The sequence below is a fragment of the Sporosarcina sp. P12(2017) genome (genome assembly GCF_002743035.1).
GTDB lineage: Bacteria > Bacillota > Bacilli > Bacillales_A > Planococcaceae > Sporosarcina > Sporosarcina ureae.
This window is the reverse complement of sequence record NZ_PDYL01000006.1, coordinates 1-17,778: the sequence shown is the minus strand read 5'-3', so window position 1 is coordinate 17,778 and position 17,778 is coordinate 1. Positions and strand designations below refer to the sequence as shown.

Here is a 17,778-nt window from a genome sequence, read left to right as displayed (position 1 = left end):
ATTACTTCTCCTCCAACCAGCGAGCAGCATCTTTTGCATGATACGTCATGATGATATCTGCGCCTGCACGCTTCATACTTGTTAACGTTTCTAATACAATTTTCTTCTCATCTACCCAGCCATTTAATGCAGCAGCTTTGACCATAGCATATTCTCCACTGACATTATAGGCTACGACAGGCAATAATACGTGATTCTTCACGTCGCGAATGATATCAAGGTAAGACAATGCCGGCTTAACAATTAGGAAGTCCGCACCTTCAAGAATATCAGTTTCCGCTTCACGCATGGCCTCCATACGGTTTGCCGGATCCATTTGATACGTTTTACGATCACCAAATTGTGGTGTGGATTGCGCTGCTTCACGGAACGGACCGTAATAAGCAGATGCATATTTAACTGCATACGACATGATTGGAATGTTTTGGAACCCTGCATCATCTAGTGCTTGACGAATAACTGCCACAAATCCGTCCATCATATTCGATGGCGCAATAATATCTGCTCCCGCTTTCGCTTGACTGACCGCTGTCTTGGCAAGCAATACAAGGCTGGCATCATTATCTACATCATTGTCATGAATAACGCCACAGTGACCGTGATCTGTATACTCGCATAAGCAAGTATCTGCTACTACGACTAATTGCGGGTGACGTTCTTTCACTGCGCGTGTTGCACGCTGAATGATTCCTTCGTCGTCATATGCTTCAGAACCGGTTGCGTCCTTTTCGGAAGGAATACCGAATAAAATAATAGAGGAAATACCTAATTCGACTACTTCATCCGTCTCTTTCAATAATAAATCAATTGAAAACTGATCTACTCCTGGCATGGAAGCGATAGGATTACGTACGTTCTCGCCTTCTGTAACAAAGATAGGATAAATGAAATCCGCTGCTTTAATTTCCGTCTCTCTTACCATCGCTCGAACGGTCGGATGTGTACGAAGTCTACGATGACGCTTAAATTCTATTGGATTCATTTGAATTCTCCCTTTCGTTTGGCCAGTTCATGGACTAGCTCGACTAATGTATACGTTTCAGGTTTGACGTGAACGGGCGCACCTACTTTTAACAGTGCACGCTCCGTAACATGTCCAATTGCGCAAACCGTAAAGCCAAACCACGTCGTTTTCGGTGCAATACGTGAAGAGAACACTTCCACCGCTGACGGACTTGCGAACAGTACGGACACCTGGTTTTTATGAAGTATAAAGCGACTCAATTTATCTATTTCACTCGTTGCACTCTTGGTCTCATAGACTGTCCATTCCGATACATGAAACGGCAACTCCTCACGAATTAAACTTCCTGCGAGAGAACCTTTCAAAAAGACCACATGTAATCGTTCTGACTTTTTCGGATTAAACTGTTTGACGAAAACATCTGCACTAAACACGCTAGGAATGAAAGATACAGCAAAACCGAGTCGATCTAGCGCAGCCGCTGTTCGCGTTCCGACCGCGGCAACTTTTCCGTTATACGTATCCGCTGTTACATTGAAGCGTACCATTTTCGCACGGAATGCAGCAACTGCTGATTGGCTCGTAAAAATGAGCCAATCAGCTTTCATTGCTTGTTGCAACTTTTGCTGATCAGCCTTCTTCTGTATTTCTCCCACTTCAATAAGGGGAATCGAAACCGGAATGCCGCCGTACTTTTTCACAAGTTCGGCCGCTTCCGTAGATTTTGGTGTTCCGGTGAAAATAACCGTTTCTCCTGCTAACGGTAATGCATTACGCATCCATTTCCGCCTTCACTTTCTCGATTACTTCAGCAGCACCTTGGTCACGTAAAATTCTGCTAACTTCTTTACCAACTGCAACAGGATCTGTTCCTTTCACCGTTTCACGGAACACTTGAATTGCATCCGGAGACGCGATGAAGCCAGTCATTTCCACTTCATTACCATCAAACGTTGCAAATCCACCGATGGGTACTTGGCAAGAACCATCCATTTCATTAAGGAATGTGCGCTCAGCCTGTAACTCAACCCAAGTCTTCTCATCCGTGAGTTTCGCCAGTTCATTTAGTAATTCTGCATCATCTTCACGACATTCAATCGCTAATGCACCTTGTCCTACTGCTGGGATACAATCTTCAAGCGATAGGTGTTCTGTGACGATGTTATCATCCCAACCCATACGCTTAAGTCCCGCAGCCGCTAAGAGAATTGCGTCAAATTCACCGTCACGTAATTTACGTAAGCGTGTATCAATGTTACCGCGAATCCACTTAATTTCAATATCTGGACGCAACATTAATAACTGTGAACTGCGACGAAGACTAGATGTACCGACAACCGCTCCGATTGGCAAGTCCATGAAGCGAACATGATCGTTTGCGATGTATGCATCGCGTGGATCTACACGTTTAGGAATACAGCCGACAGTCAAACCGTCTGGAATTACCGCAGGCATATCTTTCATGCTATGTACGGCAAAATCAATTTCTTTATCAAATAATGCTTGCTGAATTTCTTTTACGAATAATCCTTTACCGCCAACTTTTGACAACATGACGTCCAAGATTTGATCGCCTTTCGTCACGATCTCTTTTACTTCAAACTCAAATGGTGCACCCGCCTGCTTCATTTGTTCGATGAACCATTTCGTTTGAGTTAATGCTAGTTTACTTCTGCGTGAACCTACAATAATTTTTCTCACAAAACTCTTCCTTTCCTATATCCATAAATGAAATTGTGACAGCGTACTGCCCAAAAAGAAATTAACGACCGTTAAGAGAAATGCAAATATTGTCATCCAGGCAAACTCCATTGATTGAAGCTTTCCCTTATAGTTGAAATAAATAACTGAAGAATAGATGAGTAATACTGCAAATGACCCCATAATTTTCACATCAAAAGGAGACCAGTGTTCAAGCGCTACGTACGCCCATTGAACTCCGAATAATAAACTAACGAATAAAATCGGAATGCCGGTATAAATCGACATTTTCATCCCCGTCATGGTCTGATGTAAATTAGGTAGACTGGAAAATCGTTTTCCAAACTTTTTACTTTTCAATACGTTATATACAATCAAATATAATACCGCAAAAACAAATGCTAATGCGAACACTGCGTACGAGAGGATTGCTGACGTAATATGAACAAATAGTACTTCTGAAATGAGCGAATCACCAACAGTGGATGCTGTGTATTTCAAATTGGAAAAGACATGAATCATTAAAAATGCAAATCCAATAATATTTGTGAAAAACACCATGAAGTTTACTTTATAAATCAACTGGAACACAATAGATAAAGTGACCAGCAACCACACATAAAAATATATTCCTTCAACTAACGATAATACCGGAAAGCGTTTCATCTGAATAATATAAAGTGATAAGATTGCGGTTTGTGTAAGCCATACGGTAACGATGAGCCAAAAAGCAATACGTTGGACAGCTTTTGACTTCTTCAAGTAATCAATAAAGTAAAAAACAAGACCGAGGGCATAAAGAACAATCATGAATTCCTGAAGTCTTGCGACGGTTAAATCAACCATATGCTATTCTCTGCCTTTCAAGCGAAAACCTCTCTTTTGATAGTAAGGTGTGTTCGTCTTCATTGTCTCAAATGAGAGGGTGATACTGCAAATAATTGCATCCATGGAAAGCATCTTTTTACTAGTGCCATGAATGCTTATACATAAATAGTATATTTACCTGCATTAAAAAAGTGGGCCTGTACCGTTCTTGTGAAAGACAGATACAGAACCACCTGGGATTAGTGTTGATAATGTAAGTTCGTCACATCAACAACATCTGATTTTTGATCAGCACGTTTTTGAAGACGTTCTTTTGCTTGTAATGCCAGCTGTTCCTTTTCTGTTACGACATCTTCGGAAATTCCAAAGATTTGTTCGAAAAGTGCGAGTTTCTCCGCTGCTTTTTTATCAGTAGATAATTCTTTAGCCTGTAGAATAGGTTCTTTTAATAATTGATTAATAATCGACTTTGTATGCTTGTTCAGAACCTTCTTTTCACGTTCTGTTAAATCCGGCATTTTATTTTCGATGCTGATCATTGTTTCACTCTGAATACGACTCGCCTTCTTGCGTAGTGCAGAGATCATCGGCACGACGCCAAGTGTTGTTAACCATTCTTTAAACGCAACAACTTCTTGTTCAATCATCAGACCGATCTCATCAGCTGCACGCTTACGTTCAGCCAAGTTTGCTTCGACAATACCTTGAAGATCATCGATATCATACAAGAATACACTGCTCAATTCACCAATTTTCGGATCAAGATCACGAGGCACAGCGATATCCACCATGAATAGCGGCTTGCCTTTACGTAGTCTCTCTACATAATCCATTAATTCATAATCGATGACGTATTCAGTAGCGCCCGTTGAACTGATTAAAATATCTGCTTCGAGTAACAAACACTGCAACTCTTGCATAGATTTCGCTTCACCATTAAATTTCGCCGCTAGAATTTCTGCCTTAGAGAATGTTCGGTTGATTACAGTAATCTTCCCAACACCACTTCCCTGCAAGTTCTTAACTGCTAATTCACCCATCGTACCTGCACCAAGAATGGCAATATGCTTATCCTTTAGTGAACCGAAAATCTTTCTACCCAGTTCTACTGCTGCATAAGAAACTGACACAGCATTTTCACCAATTGCTGTGTCGGTATGTGCTCTCTTCGCTGTTGTGATCGCTTGTTTGAATAACTCATTGAATACGGTACCTGTTGTACCAATATTTTGTGCAGCGAAAAAACTACTGCGAACTTGTCCTAATATTTGCGTTTCACCGAGTACCATGGAATCAATGCCTGCAGTTACACGTAATAAGTGTTCCACTGCACCATCTTCTTCATGAATGATCAAATGACTGGAGAATTCCTCCATAGGAATAGAGAACCAATCAGCAAGGAATTTTTTTATATAATATCGTCCAGTATGAATCTGATCAACCACCGCATAGATTTCTGTGCGGTTACAAGTAGAAATAATAATGTTTTCTAAGATGCTCTTTTGCTGTTGCAATGTTTGCATCGCTTGTGGCAAATCAGCTTCTACGAATGATAGCTTCTCTCTAATTTCGACAGGGGCGGTTCGGTGGTTAACACCGACAACGACTGTATACATTAGGTGCTCACACCTTTCGGAATCTTTTTCGTACATTCATTATAACATACATAGCGCTTTAGTCGGAATGCAAATTGTGAACAACGTTTGAAGTCATAATGTAGCAATTCCATCAAAACAACTCATTACTTACATGCGACTTTCAATTTCACGCCATGCTTCATCCATACCCATTCCCTTTTCAGATGAAAACAGGATTAGCGGCTCGTGTATTTCCATGTTAAATGTTGTCCGCACGATCTTCTTATGTTTTTCCCATTTACCTTTAGGTATTTTATCCGCTTTTGTTGCAATGACGATCGTAGGGATATTGTAATGAGACAGGAAGTCGTGCATCATGCAGTCATCTTTTGTCGGAGGATGGCGCAAATCAACAATCTGTACTACCGCACGCAATTCTTCACGTGACGTGATGTATTGTTCGATCATACCGCCCCATTTTTCTTTTTCGGTTTTCGAAACTTTCGCATAGCCGTACCCTGGTACGTCAACGAAAAATAATTTTTCTTCGATTTTATAGAAATTGAGTGTTTGGGTCTTCCCTGGTTTTGAAGATGTACGAGCCAAGCTTTTACGTCCGATCATTTTGTTAATGAAGGAAGATTTACCTACATTCGAACGCCCAGCTAAAGCAAATTCAGGATAACCTTCTGTTGGGTATTGTTCAGGTCTAACGGCACTCATAATCATTTCAACGTTATGGACTTTCATTTCTTTTCCTCCAAAGCGATATCGAGTACTTCATGAGCATCCGATACTAGTTTAAATGTCAATTCTTTTCTTACACTATCTGGAATATCATCCAAATCGCGTTCATTATCAGACGGGATGATGATCGTACGCAGTCCTGCACGGTGAGCACTAAGCGTCTTTTGTTTTAGTCCACCAATTGGCAGCACACGTCCACGCAATGTCACTTCTCCTGTCATACCGACTTCACGGCGTATCGGGCGTTCTGTCAATGAGGATACGAGTGCCGTGACGATAGTAATACCAGCGGAAGGTCCATCTTTTGGCGTTGCGCCTTCTGGGACGTGAATATGAATATCCCATTTTTCATGGAAATCAGGATCTATATCAAATGTCATGGCTTTTGAACGCACATAGGATAATGCCGTTTGTGCTGATTCCTTCATGACATCCCCAAGTTTACCTGTCAGCAATAATTTACCTTTACCTGGAGATAAAGATACTTCAATTTGCAATGTATCCCCGCCGACGGATGTATAGGCAAGTCCAGTAGCCATACCGACTTGATTAACCGTTTCTGCCTGCCCAAACCTGAAACGCTTTTTGCCAAGTAACACTTCTAAAGACTTCGGGCTCACTGTTAAGCTCTTCTTATCGCCTGCTAGAATTTGGCGCGCAGCTTTACGACAAATGCTTGCGATTTCTCGTTCAAGTGAACGTACACCAGCTTCACGTGTATAGTATCGTACGACTTCCAGTACTGCCTCTTCCTGGAAACGAAGTTGTGATTTCTTTAGGCCATGTTCCTTCATCTGTTTGGGAATCAAATGATTAATAGCGATCGATTGTTTTTCCTGTTCTGTATAACCAGGAATTGAAATAATTTCCATACGGTCTCGCAGCGGTCCGGGAATAGCCCCCAGGTCATTTGACGTCGCAATGAATAATACACTTGAAAGATCATATGGCTCTTCTATATAATGATCGCTAAAACTGCTGTTTTGTTCAGGATCGAGCACTTCCAGCATGGCAGACGATGGATCTCCTCGGAAATCATTGGACATTTTATCGATTTCATCGAGTAAGAATACCGGGTTGACAGTGCCCGCTTTTTTCATGCTTTGGATAATACGTCCAGGCATAGCGCCTACATACGTTCGGCGATGACCACGGATTTCAGACTCATCACGGACACCACCTAGTGATAAACGTACAAATTCACGTCCTAGTGACTCGGCGATAGAACGGGCTAACGAAGTTTTACCCACTCCTGGAGGACCATCTAGACAAAGAATCGGTCCACGCAGAGAATTTGTCATCTGACGTACAGCGAGGTATTCAAGAATCCGTTCTTTAACGTTTTCCAAACCTTCATGATCACGATTCAATATCTCTTCTGAACGAGATAAATTTAGTTGATCTTCTGTCGCATGCGTCCATGGCAACATAATGAGCCACTCAATGTAATTACGAATGATGCCACTTTCAGCTGAAACAGAAGGGATTTTTTCATAACGTTCCAATTCGCGCTCTGCTGCGTCTCTCACGGATTGCGGCATATTGGCTTCTTCGATTTTCTTTTTCAACTCGGACACTTCTAGACCTTTACCATCTTTATCGCCTAGCTCAGTTTGAATCGCCTTTAATTGTTCGCGTAAGTAAAACTCTTTCTGTGTGCGTTCCATTGCTTCCTTCACGCGTTCATTAATTTTTTGTTCAAGCTCCATAATTTCCTGTTCATTATACATTCGACTGATTAGCCATTCCAAACGTTCAGGTACGTTTAGAATCTCAAGCACTTCTTGTTTGGCAGTTAGTTTTAATGGCAAGTTGGATGCGATCATGTCCGCTAATCTACCCGGTTCTTGAATGCTTTCAACCGTCTCCAGTGTTTCGTCTGAAATCCGTTTGCTATTCTTCGCATATCGTTTAAACTGTGCAACAAGTGACCGCATCAGCGCTTCTGCTTGCGCGTCTATTTCTTCATTCTCTTCGTAACATGTGACATTGACAACTGGATACAGGTCAGCTTCTTGGTAACTGCTCCACTCTGCTCTATGTATGCCTTCGATTAACACACGGTACGTACCATTTGGTAATTGAGTCATTGATTTGATATTCGCCAGAGTACCTAATTCATGCAAATCTTCTTTTTCCGGATTTTCCAAACTCAAATCTTTCTGCGTTGCAAGGAAAACCTGATGATTATCTGCTAATGAATGTTCAATGGCGAAAATTGAGCGTTCTCGACCCACATCAATATGTAAAAGCATCGTCGGATACACTATCACTCCGCGAAGTGGCAATAATGGGATGTTCTGTTTTTGAATCGTCGGCATGATAAGCCACCTCCAAATAAATTATGTTTATGTATGTGTACTGCTTAAATGAAATCTTATGTAAGAAAAAGCCGACTGCCGAACGTATAAGATACGCATCGGTGGAGCCGGCCCTTTTGCCTTTTCGGCGTTATGCGGTATTTTTTTCGCTATCTGATTCGTATATAGATCCGTCTTCTCTGTGCAAGATCGGAGTCGACTTACCAAGAACAGAGTCCTTCGTAATGATACATTTCTTCACTTCTTCAAGTGAAGGAAGATCGTACATTACATCCAACATGATGTTTTCGATAATCGAACGAAGTCCACGTGCACCCGTTTTACGAGCGATCGCTTCTTTCGCAATTTCAATCAATGCGTCATCTTCAAATTGAAGTTCTACATCATCCAGTTCGACCATCTTTTGGTATTGTTTTACGATCGCATTTTTCGGCTCAGTTAGAATTTGATACAATGTATCCGCATCTAATGTATCGAGAGTTGCAATCACCGGCAAACGGCCGATAAATTCTGGAATCAAACCATATGACTGGAGATCTTCAGGAATCAGTTTAGCCAATAGGCTATCTTCTTCATTGATCTCTTGCTTGGATTCAGAACCGAAGCCGATCACTTTACGGCCAATACGGCGTTTAACGATATCTTCGATGCCATCAAAAGCTCCACCTACGACAAATAAGATATTTGTCGTATCGATTTGTAAGAATTCTTGATGAGGATGTTTACGACCGCCTTGTGGTGGTACGCTCGCAACTGTTCCTTCAAGAATCTTCAACAAAGCTTGTTGTACACCTTCACCGGATACGTCACGAGTAATCGATGCGTTCTCAGATTTACGAGCTACTTTGTCGATTTCATCAATGTAGATAATTCCTTTTTCAGCTTTATCAATATCGAAGTCCGCTGCTTGAATCAATTTCAAGAGAATATTCTCTACGTCTTCCCCAACGTAGCCTGCTTCAGTTAATGAAGTCGCATCTGCAATCGCGAATGGTACATCCAAAATACGAGCCAACGTTTGCGCAAGTAATGTTTTACCGCTACCAGTTGGGCCGATTAAGACGATATTGGATTTAGCCAGCTCGACATCATCAATTTTACTGCTTGAATTCACCCGTTTGTAATGATTGTATACTGCTACTGCGAGTGATTTCTTTGCGCGATCTTGCCCGATAATATAATCATCGAGGATACCTTGGATCTCTCTTGGTTTTGGAACGTCTTTTAGCTCGAAGCCTTCTTCAAGACCGACTTCCTCTTCCACGATTTCCGCACAAAGTTCAACGCATTCATCACAAATATAAACACCTTGACCTGCTACTAATTTACGGACTTGCTCTTGAGATTTTCCGCAAAAAGAACAGCTCAGGTTATCGTTTTCATCATTAAATTTGAACATTATGCTCACCCCTATTCAAGTGAATATACTACAAGATTACCATGACTTAATCAACTATTTAGAACTTAATGACCGATTCCTATCAGCCTGATATGTATCATTATTTATGTTCTAGCTTATGGAGTTTCCCAAAGTCTATACATGAAGTTGTTTCATTTAAGAAAAACAAGGTACGGACAAACCGTACCTTGTTACATTCATATAGAAAGATTAGTCGATGATTTTAGCGTTATCAACAAGTAGTTGTACTGTTTTATTGAAGCGAAGATCGTTCTCAAGTACAGATGTGCCACCAAGAGTTGTCTTGATTTGCTCAACGTCCATACCGAATTGCTCAGACATCTTTTCAAGCTCAGCATTTACTTCTTCTTCTGGAACTTCTACTTTTTCAGCAGCGCCGATTGCTTCAAGTGTCAATGAAACGCGAACGCGGCTTAACGCGTCGTCTTTCATCTGGTCGCGAAGTGTTTGCTCGTCTTGACCAGAGAACTGGAAGTAAAGATCTAAGTTCATACCTTGCATTTGTAGACGTTGTTCGAAGTCCTGCATCATACGATCCGTTTCTGAATCGATCATCGCTTGTGGGATTTCCATTTCAGCGTTGCTTGCAGCTTGTTCTACTAAATCGTCACGAAGAGCTGTTTCAGAATCATTCTTTTTCACTTCTTCAGCTTCTTCTTTCAATTTCGTACGTAGTTCTTCTACTGAAGATACGCTTTCATCGATTTCTTTTGCTAACTCATCATCAAGTTCAGGAACTTCTTTAGACTTGATTTCATTAACTTTCACTTTGAATATAGCAGGCTTTCCAGCTAATTCAGTAGCGTGATATTCTTCAGGGAAAGTAATTTCAATTTCTTTTTCTTCTCCTGTTTTCATGCCTACTACTTGCTCTTCGAATCCTGGAATGAATGAACCAGAACCTACTTCAAGTTCGTAGTTTTCAGACTGCCCGCCTTCGAATGCTTCGCCATTAGCGAATCCTTCGAAATCAATTGTAGCTGTATCGCCATTTTCAACAACGCCGTCTTCTTTGACTACCATTTCTGCTAGTGCTTCAGTACGTTGTTCAAGCTGCGCGTCTACTTCCTCGACTGTAACTTCAACTGCTTGACGAGTTACTTCAAGACCTTTGTATTCTCCAAGCGTAACTTCTGGCTTAAGAGCTACAACAGCAGTGAAAACGACAGGTTCGCCTTTTTCTAGCTTTTCGATGTCGATTTCAGGGGCTGCAATTGGATCAACGTCTGCTTCGTCTACTGCAGCAGAGTATGCTCCAGGTAGTACGATATCGATTGCATCGTTGTAAAGTGATTCTTCACCGTACATTTTGTTGAACATTTTACGTGGCATTTTCCCTTTACGGAAACCAGGTGCCTGTACTTTCTTAACTACTTTTTTGAACGCTTCGTCTAATGCTTCGTTGAAACGATCTACGGAAACTTCAAACGTAAGTTTCCCTTCACTACCTTCTAGTTTTTCCCATTTAACTGTCATATGTATGACCTCCAAATCATTTGTAATACTTTTATTTTTATTTTAATCAATTATACCTTCGCATGATTGTATCTGAATTTTTTCTGTACATCCTAAAAAATCTTCGACACTCTTTGAAGGCTTTACCTGAATCAGCTTATTTTGTTTCACCTGTAAGTAGCGACAACGTTGCTGAGGACAGATAAGCAGTTGACAACCATTTTAGTATAACATAGTCTATTCATCTTTCAAGAATTAATCACTGTCAGCTTTCCATTTCTTCATCTACCGAACGTATGAACGTCAGTAATGAAGATTCCTCCGTCTGCTTACCATACAATAACTGCTTTGTATACGCTACATACGCTCCTGCCACCTCTTCCGCCGTGTAAGGACCCCAGTGGAACGGAAACAGCAAGACACTATACTTAAGGATCAGATTGACGACCAGTTCACTAGCGGTTGGATCTTTCTCAAATTGCGCTTTCGCGAGAAACTGCACTTCTCCAATAAATTGATCTTCTTCGGGTGACACTAATCTTGATGGATTAGCTTCAGTCTCAAAGTGGTATTTTCGAACAGCTAGCGACTCTTGGTATCCCGTTTGTTGCAATAACATCAGTGCATAGGTCTTGACAACAGGTAACGAATCCTCTGCTTCAATTACCTCTACGAGCAACGGTATATGCGGCTGTAATTTCTGATGTTGCAACGATAATAAGAATTCCTGTTGTTCCATCGGTCCCATTTGGTAAAATTGCTCGCTTGTAATAGAGGGCTCCTCAATAGAAGGTTCTTCATAACGATCAGATAATCGACTATTCAATTCCCGCAAGTATTGGAACTTCTGCAAGCTATATTCTGGAATGATTTCTTTCTCCAAAAGACCTTGTATCGTCAGCTCTACCTCAGCGTAATGCTGTAACTGAATCGAGATCGAAAGATAAAGCTCAAGTAACTCTATGTAATCGCCTGCTTGGTTTTGCATAGCAAGAAGGGTGAATTCTTTCGCTCGTTCATACTCTTTCATTTCATATAAAGAAATAGCCAGACCATCGAAAACTGTGTAATCTTCTGGATTAATTTCCAATACAGATTCGAAATTCCGGACCGCTTCTTCATGAAGATCACGTTCCATTGCTTGTCTACCTTGCCGATGAAGACGTTCGAGTGTTCCAGGGAAAACAACCACATTTCCTTTTCTAATGACTTGTCTTTTCTTCTTTTGCATTGTAATCACCTGCCTGCTTTGTTCCTTTCACTATAGCACAGCATTCTCAATCGATTCCACCTTGACGCCATGAATGATATGAAGCGAGTACACTTGCGATTTATCCGCCACATACCACTTCTGCTGATCTACTTCGCAAATGACTGGCTGATCAGTAGTTGTCCAAATATATTTCCCGTCGGTATGGCGACCTACTGCCCGATCCATTTCAATGTTTTTGATTACTGACGGTGATTATCCAGACAAGGTAGAACACGCGTGCATCTGCATCGTTTTGAATTACCGCGTTAAAAGGTTTGAGGGTTAGTAATCTATGCGCTACAGTCAAAGCATACACTACGCTGCCAAGCTTCCATTTATCTAACGTCTCTTTAATAGTAGACGGACTAGCTGCCAATGAAACATCCAAGCCGAAATAACAATTACTTGCAAAATAACGTTGATGTACGTCATTCAATTGAACGGAGCCAAAGTCTACAGTTTTGTTCTGTTGCAATATATGATTTTACTTACTGTAAACTAGTGAATGCTGGAAACCACCTTGCTCATCATTTTATCATAGTCGCAGACTGCCAATTAACTTACTAGACGATTTGATATTTCACTTGCAGACTTGCGCTGATTGTAATCGTGCCGGACTCGATTGGTGTTCTGCCGGTATCCGCCATGGCCATCGCACGAAATGCTACCGGTTGAGATGTATGCTGTTCTTCAATCTTCATAGGAATGGGTCGGTTCTGTAATTTCAATGAAGTTCCAATCGTAATCATCTTTGTCTCTGCATCTTGCAGAGCTAGTACTAACGCTTGCTGATATTGTTCATCTTGGTCCGGCATCGTGAATTCGATCGAGCCGATTTGATTCGCACCATTTTTGACCGCAAGATCGACGAGTTCTCCTGTTCGTGAAAGTTCATTACTTGTAATGCGGATGGAATTAATCACTTCATAGCCTTGAAAGCGCTGTTCACCGTTAATATACTCATAGACTGGTCGAATTTGAAAATCAATCGTTTGAATAGACGTTTCCGCAATGCCCGCCTTTTGCAGCGACTGAATTACTTGATTCATACGTCTAGCATTTTCTTGCTGGATTTCTGCGAGTTCCGTACCTCTAGATATAACAGATAGTACAATATGAACCGTACTAGGCGAGACTTTTACTGCCCCTTCACCAAAAACAGTAATCGTACGTGCTTCCTGTTCGTTATACATATAGAACACTCTCCTTTTTACAGTATTATCATGTCTATGCCACACTCGAACCTAGTTAGACCTCTTTTTTGTTTGTTCACACACTTGAACGAGAATAAAGGCTTCATCATAACTTAAAGAAAACGGCTATGGAGGGATTCCTATGCGTGAAAGTGAAAAACAAATCGCGAAATTAGCATTGCTCGGTGAATCTATCGGCTTGTTCGGCCAAGCGATTACGACGCTAGCGGCTTATCTTGCATTAGTAGATGAGGAAACCGAAGAAGATAAATTTATTAAAATGCAGAGACAGATTGATGATTTATTGAGCGAGATTAGGCAGAAAAAGTAATGCAGTAAAGGATGGACACGACTACAGAAGTAAAAAAACTACAATTTAAATAGTAAAACCAGACAAATCCAGTAGTTACCCGCTTTTTGTTTAAAGAGTACTATTGGCGAAACTTTTAATACAAATAAAAAAGCTCCCGATCCATTACGACCGATGAGCTCTGAATATTCGTTTCAATATTAGAATGTGATGAATCCTTTTTGTACTGCGAATCCACCTAATGTAAACAAGGCGATGACAACGAGTGTAATGATGAATAATCGATTATTTCTGTCCAAGACGTCACCTTTTTCTCTATCGGATAGATTAGTATTGCTAGTTACTTTATTCTATCCTATCGAGTTCAGAATTGGCAATCTGATTTTCAATCAATCTCTTTTCTTAGTTGATGCAAAAAATTTTCCATGAAGTCATGTCGTTCTTTCGCCAAACGCGTGCCTTCTCTCGTGACCATCAATTCTTTCAGCAATAATAACTTCTCGTGAAAATGCGTAACCGTAGCCGTTTCTTTTTTACGGTATTCTGACACTGACATATCCTTGCGAGCTTCTTCTTGCTGATCGTAAAGTTTCCTGCCACGCGCTCCACCAAACGCAAATGCACGCGCTATTCCAACCGCGCCAATGGCATCCAAACGATCAGCATCTCTGACAATAGCACCTTCAATCGACGTAATATTTTTTGCGTTGCCACCACTGAATGACACGCTCTCAATCGCAGATATCACATTATCTGTAATCTGTTGTGTCGCACCTATTTTTTCAAGAAGCTCTATTTTAGTTGCTTCATGCATTTCTTTATATTTCGCATCTTCTACATCATGCAACAGGACTGCTAAACGTACGACTAGTTCATCCGCACCTGGCTCAGTCGCCAAAATTTTCTCTGCGTTTTTCATTACGCGATCAATATGATCGAGATCATGACTCGCATCAAATTTATTATAAATGCCTTCAACTTCTAACCTGCATTTCGCTATCATTTCTCGCATTCGATTCCTTCCCCTCTTTTTCATTAGTTATATGCGAATACCTCTCTGAAAATCAGTTCGTTTTCATGACGAGTAAAGCTCACTTCACTGAATTACCGAGTCGAATCGTTACTGTCGTACCTAATTTTGAAGAAGAGCTTACTGAAACTCCAGACGCTTCACCGTAATAGAGTTTACCACGCTCATCAACGTTGTGAATACCTACACCGCCAAGTTTTATCGTACTATGTGCTGATTAAACAGGCATATCCAATCCCGTTTACAGTTTCTTAAACGATAAATAGTATATGACCATCTTCAGATACTGCGAGGACTCGTATTTCACCTTATCGTGTAAACAGGAAAGGAAACCAAGGTGGCCCCTTTCCTTCTATTATAATTAGAGTATACTATTTCACATAACTTGTCAGATAGCCGTAACCTTTGGCTTCCATTTCTCCAAGCAGTATAAAATTGATCGATGCGCTGTTGATACACTAACCTAATCCGCCGCGATCTTTCAGCCGGTCTTCGAAAATGTGTACGAGATGGCTATCTCCTGCACGGCTTCTCACTTCAGTTCGCACCATATTGAAACTTTTATCAATATATTCCGTCAGTATTTCCGGAACGATTGGTCGGGTGAAGCTTGGCCAACCGCACTGTGAGTCATACTAATCGTCACTTGAGATTAATGGTTCAATTAGTGCGACATCGATAGAGATGCCATTTTCAAACGTATCTTATTATTCATTCAAGAATAATGCTTATGTATGGTCGCCTTGTGTCACTTAATACTGATCTTTCGTCAATTACTCTATCCATTCTTTATCGCTTGGTTTAGGAAAGTCCGCTATCGTTTGACATCTTCCTTTACTATTTATGTACCTAGTATGAATTAAAGACACGATAAAACCTATGGATTGATATAGCCAAATCCAGACGTTTTTTGAAAAAATGATCCTCGCCTATACCTGTTGACAATTTGCCAACAAACATTTATTCTTTTAAAGAAGTAGATATTTTTACCGTTGTCGTAGAAATGGAGGGGGAGTGTCATGTCAGAAGGTGGTCTTGGTCTATCTATCGGGCAATTATTGCGTAATGTTTTAGAAGAACGTTCATTGTCCATGCGCAAACTAAGCGAACTAACAGATATTGATACTTCAACTATCTCTAGGATCATCAACGACAAGCGCAAAGCAACACTAGACCACCTGGAGAAGTTTGCGATCATTTTGGAAATCCCTTTAGCCAAATTACTTCAGGCGGCAGGCTATCCGGTTGATCATAAACACACGATACGTTCTGGTTATGATGAAACCATTCAACATTTGGTCAATACTTCAGAACTTCTATCTGCGGATATCTCCATTGAAAAAGTTAAACTTCAACTTACAAGTTACGAAGCGTATGTTCAGACAACTGAAGGAAGAAAAAGAATTTTATATGACTTCGATAAGAAGTTAAAATTGGCAGGCGGAGTAGGTCCATTCGTCGATCAAATAAAAGAATTATTTACACGATTTACAATGCAAGACGTTGCAAAACGTGATCTAACCGTTATCGGCAGCGCATTATTGTACTTTATCGTTCCTGTGGATGTCATCCCGGACTACATTTTTGCGGTCGGATATCTGGATGATGCAATCGCAGTCCAAATTGCTTCAAGCGTACTAACAAAGAGTTCATAATCAGATGAGTAGGTGTGACATTAATGGAAAACAGAGAAACTGGAAAGCGTCGTAAGAAAAAACTTAAAAGAAAATATAAACGGGTACTATTCTTGGTATTCACTTTGCTACTATTAGCGGGTGGCGGATATGTCGCTGCACAATATTCAAACGGCCTGTCCTTTGCGAATGACGGCAACACAAACGAAATACATACAGAACTTAGCGATAGTAGTAATACCTTTTCTGATAGCAATTCCACCTTTGACGACTTTGAAGGTGGCGAATCACAATTTGGAGAAATTAACGTATTGTTGATCGGTGATGACGCAAGAGGCGACGAAGATGAAACTCGTTCAGACGCTTTAATGATTGGCCACTACGATCAAACAACCAACAAAGTAAAGTTGATCTCTCTAATGCGTGATACATACGTCGACATTCCAGGTCACGGTATGGAAAAGATTAATGCCGCTTATGCACTTGGTGGACCTGAATTAGTACGACAAACGATTAAGCATAATTTCGATGTGGATGTACAATATTACGCAATTGTTAATTTCGAAGGTTTCTCTAAAATCGTCGATGTTATTGCGCCTGACGGTATTGAAGTCGATATTCCATATGAAATGTCACACGGTCTAGGTTTAACGCTCTATCCTGGCCAACAAAAATTAAACGGAGATCAATTACTCGGTTACGTACGATTCCGCCACGACATCCATAGTGATTATGGTCGTGTGGAACGTCAGCAAGAAGCTCTAGCGAAACTGAAAGACGAAGCGATGAGTTTGCAGACACTCGTCAATATACCGAAACTTATGGGTGTTATTGATCCGTATATTGATACGAACATCGACAGTAAAACTATCTTTACCATTGCTAAAGGTATGTTGACTGGCAGCAAGAATAACGAAATGGAATCACTGCGTATTCCCGTAGAAGGATCATTTGGCGACCTACGCACAGACGTTGGTGCTGTTCTTGAGATTAATTTAGAACAGAACAAACAAGCATTACGAGAGTTTTTATCATTAGAGGATGAATCCGTAGATGATGGAAGCGTACAAGACGGAGAATATGCAGAAGATCAACCATATAATCAAGATCAGCAATTCTGAAACGATATACGTTCACATAAGAATAAGCTGTTCCAGTCATTCAACCGACCGGAACAGCTTATTTTTACGTTAAATTATTTATATGCCAGAATACACTAGCGTCGCATAAATGAGTTCACAATATTCCGTCTATACTTTTCTGTCCACAAGGAAAAAATCGAAGACAGCTGAACAGAGACAGTCAACATCCATTTTTTTACTATACCTTTTGGCTACTGTGACAGA

At 40.8% G+C, this 17,778-nt stretch carries 17 protein-coding genes and 1 pseudogene; 3 read left to right on the top strand and 15 right to left on the bottom strand.

From position 1 onward, the window contains the following. Window position 1 precedes the first annotated feature (1 nt). The 13 genes from hemB to CSV80_RS05900 form a co-directional block, all read right to left on the bottom strand. Window positions 2–982, bottom strand: a complete 981-nt coding sequence (hemB, locus tag CSV80_RS05955; protein ID WP_099670017.1) for a porphobilinogen synthase — start codon at window positions 980–982, stop codon at window positions 2–4. After that, window positions 979–1,743, bottom strand: coding sequence for a uroporphyrinogen-III synthase (locus tag CSV80_RS05950; RefSeq protein ID WP_099670016.1), 765 nt, complete (start codon window positions 1,741–1,743; stop codon window positions 979–981). Before CSV80_RS05950 ends, hemB begins: the two co-directional genes overlap by 4 nt. Then, complete coding sequence (gene hemC / locus CSV80_RS05945; protein ID WP_099670015.1) at window positions 1,736–2,665, bottom strand: hydroxymethylbilane synthase; 930 nt, start codon at window positions 2,663–2,665, stop codon at window positions 1,736–1,738. Before hemC ends, CSV80_RS05950 begins: the two co-directional genes overlap by 8 nt. A 15-nt stretch (window positions 2,666–2,680) precedes the next feature. After that, complete coding sequence (gene ccsA / locus CSV80_RS05940; RefSeq protein WP_099670014.1) at window positions 2,681–3,511, bottom strand: cytochrome c biogenesis protein CcsA; 831 nt, start codon at window positions 3,509–3,511, stop codon at window positions 2,681–2,683. Window positions 3,512–3,732: 221 nt separating this feature from the next. Beyond that, on the bottom strand, window positions 3,733–5,109 hold the full coding sequence (gene hemA / locus CSV80_RS05935) for a glutamyl-tRNA reductase (protein WP_099670013.1): 1,377 nt from the start codon (window positions 5,107–5,109) through the stop codon (window positions 3,733–3,735). Between the two features lie 129 nt (window positions 5,110–5,238). Further along, the gene (gene yihA / locus CSV80_RS05930) at window positions 5,239–5,820 is read right to left on the bottom strand and encodes a ribosome biogenesis GTP-binding protein YihA/YsxC (RefSeq protein ID WP_029053656.1); all 582 of its coding nucleotides are present in this window, start codon (window positions 5,818–5,820) and stop codon (window positions 5,239–5,241) included. Further along, a complete protein-coding gene (gene lon, locus CSV80_RS05925; RefSeq protein ID WP_099670012.1) occupies window positions 5,817–8,138 on the bottom strand; it encodes an endopeptidase La in 2,322 nt (773 codons plus the stop codon). Before lon ends, yihA begins: the two co-directional genes overlap by 4 nt. Before the next feature lie 130 nt (window positions 8,139–8,268). Next, on the bottom strand, window positions 8,269–9,537 hold the full coding sequence (gene clpX / locus CSV80_RS05920) for an ATP-dependent protease ATP-binding subunit ClpX (protein ID WP_099670011.1): 1,269 nt from the start codon (window positions 9,535–9,537) through the stop codon (window positions 8,269–8,271). A gap of 210 nt (window positions 9,538–9,747) precedes the next feature. Next, window positions 9,748–11,034: a trigger factor gene (gene tig, locus CSV80_RS05915; RefSeq protein ID WP_099670010.1), complete on the bottom strand. Its 1,287-nt coding sequence runs from the start codon at window positions 11,032–11,034 to the stop codon at window positions 9,748–9,750. Between the two features lie 244 nt (window positions 11,035–11,278). Continuing rightward, window positions 11,279–12,244: a tetratricopeptide repeat protein gene (locus tag CSV80_RS05910; protein ID WP_099670009.1), complete on the bottom strand. Its 966-nt coding sequence runs from the start codon at window positions 12,242–12,244 to the stop codon at window positions 11,279–11,281. A gap of 30 nt (window positions 12,245–12,274) precedes the next feature. Next, window positions 12,275–12,451 carry a hypothetical protein gene (locus tag CSV80_RS17470; protein WP_158231863.1) on the bottom strand — a complete coding sequence of 59 codons (177 nt, stop codon included), beginning with the start codon at window positions 12,449–12,451 and terminating at the stop codon, window positions 12,275–12,277. Window position 12,452: 1 nt separating this feature from the next. After that, on the bottom strand, window positions 12,453–12,740 hold the full coding sequence (locus CSV80_RS05905) for a diacylglycerol kinase family protein (protein ID WP_099670008.1): 288 nt from the start codon (window positions 12,738–12,740) through the stop codon (window positions 12,453–12,455). A gap of 88 nt (window positions 12,741–12,828) precedes the next feature. Continuing rightward, window positions 12,829–13,458 carry an SIMPL domain-containing protein gene (locus CSV80_RS05900; RefSeq protein WP_051210503.1) on the bottom strand — a complete coding sequence of 210 codons (630 nt, stop codon included), beginning with the start codon at window positions 13,456–13,458 and terminating at the stop codon, window positions 12,829–12,831. Between the two features lie 142 nt (window positions 13,459–13,600). On the opposite strand from CSV80_RS05900, the gene CSV80_RS05895 reads away from it, so the two are divergent. Continuing rightward, window positions 13,601–13,789 carry a hypothetical protein gene (locus tag CSV80_RS05895; protein WP_099670007.1) on the top strand — a complete coding sequence of 63 codons (189 nt, stop codon included), beginning with the start codon at window positions 13,601–13,603 and terminating at the stop codon, window positions 13,787–13,789. Between the two features lie 364 nt (window positions 13,790–14,153). Here the strand turns inward: CSV80_RS05895 and CSV80_RS05890 are convergent, their stop codons facing one another. Both CSV80_RS05890 and CSV80_RS18145 read right to left on the bottom strand, forming a co-directional pair. Beyond that, window positions 14,154–14,780 carry an HD domain-containing protein gene (locus CSV80_RS05890; RefSeq protein WP_099670006.1) on the bottom strand — a complete coding sequence of 209 codons (627 nt, stop codon included), beginning with the start codon at window positions 14,778–14,780 and terminating at the stop codon, window positions 14,154–14,156. 476 nt (window positions 14,781–15,256) lie between these two features. Then, a pseudogene (locus CSV80_RS18145) lies at window positions 15,257–15,421 on the bottom strand (peptide-methionine (R)-S-oxide reductase); the annotation flags it as partial. A gap of 396 nt (window positions 15,422–15,817) precedes the next feature. Between CSV80_RS18145 and CSV80_RS05880 the strand changes: the two are divergent. Together CSV80_RS05880 and CSV80_RS05875 are read left to right on the top strand one after the other, a co-directional pair. Further along, window positions 15,818–16,453: a DUF1232 domain-containing protein gene (locus tag CSV80_RS05880; protein ID WP_099670005.1), complete on the top strand. Its 636-nt coding sequence runs from the start codon at window positions 15,818–15,820 to the stop codon at window positions 16,451–16,453. A 23-nt stretch (window positions 16,454–16,476) separates the two neighbouring features. Beyond that, complete coding sequence (locus tag CSV80_RS05875; RefSeq protein WP_081657877.1) at window positions 16,477–17,553, top strand: LCP family protein; 1,077 nt, start codon at window positions 16,477–16,479, stop codon at window positions 17,551–17,553. Window positions 17,554–17,778 lie beyond the last annotated feature (225 nt).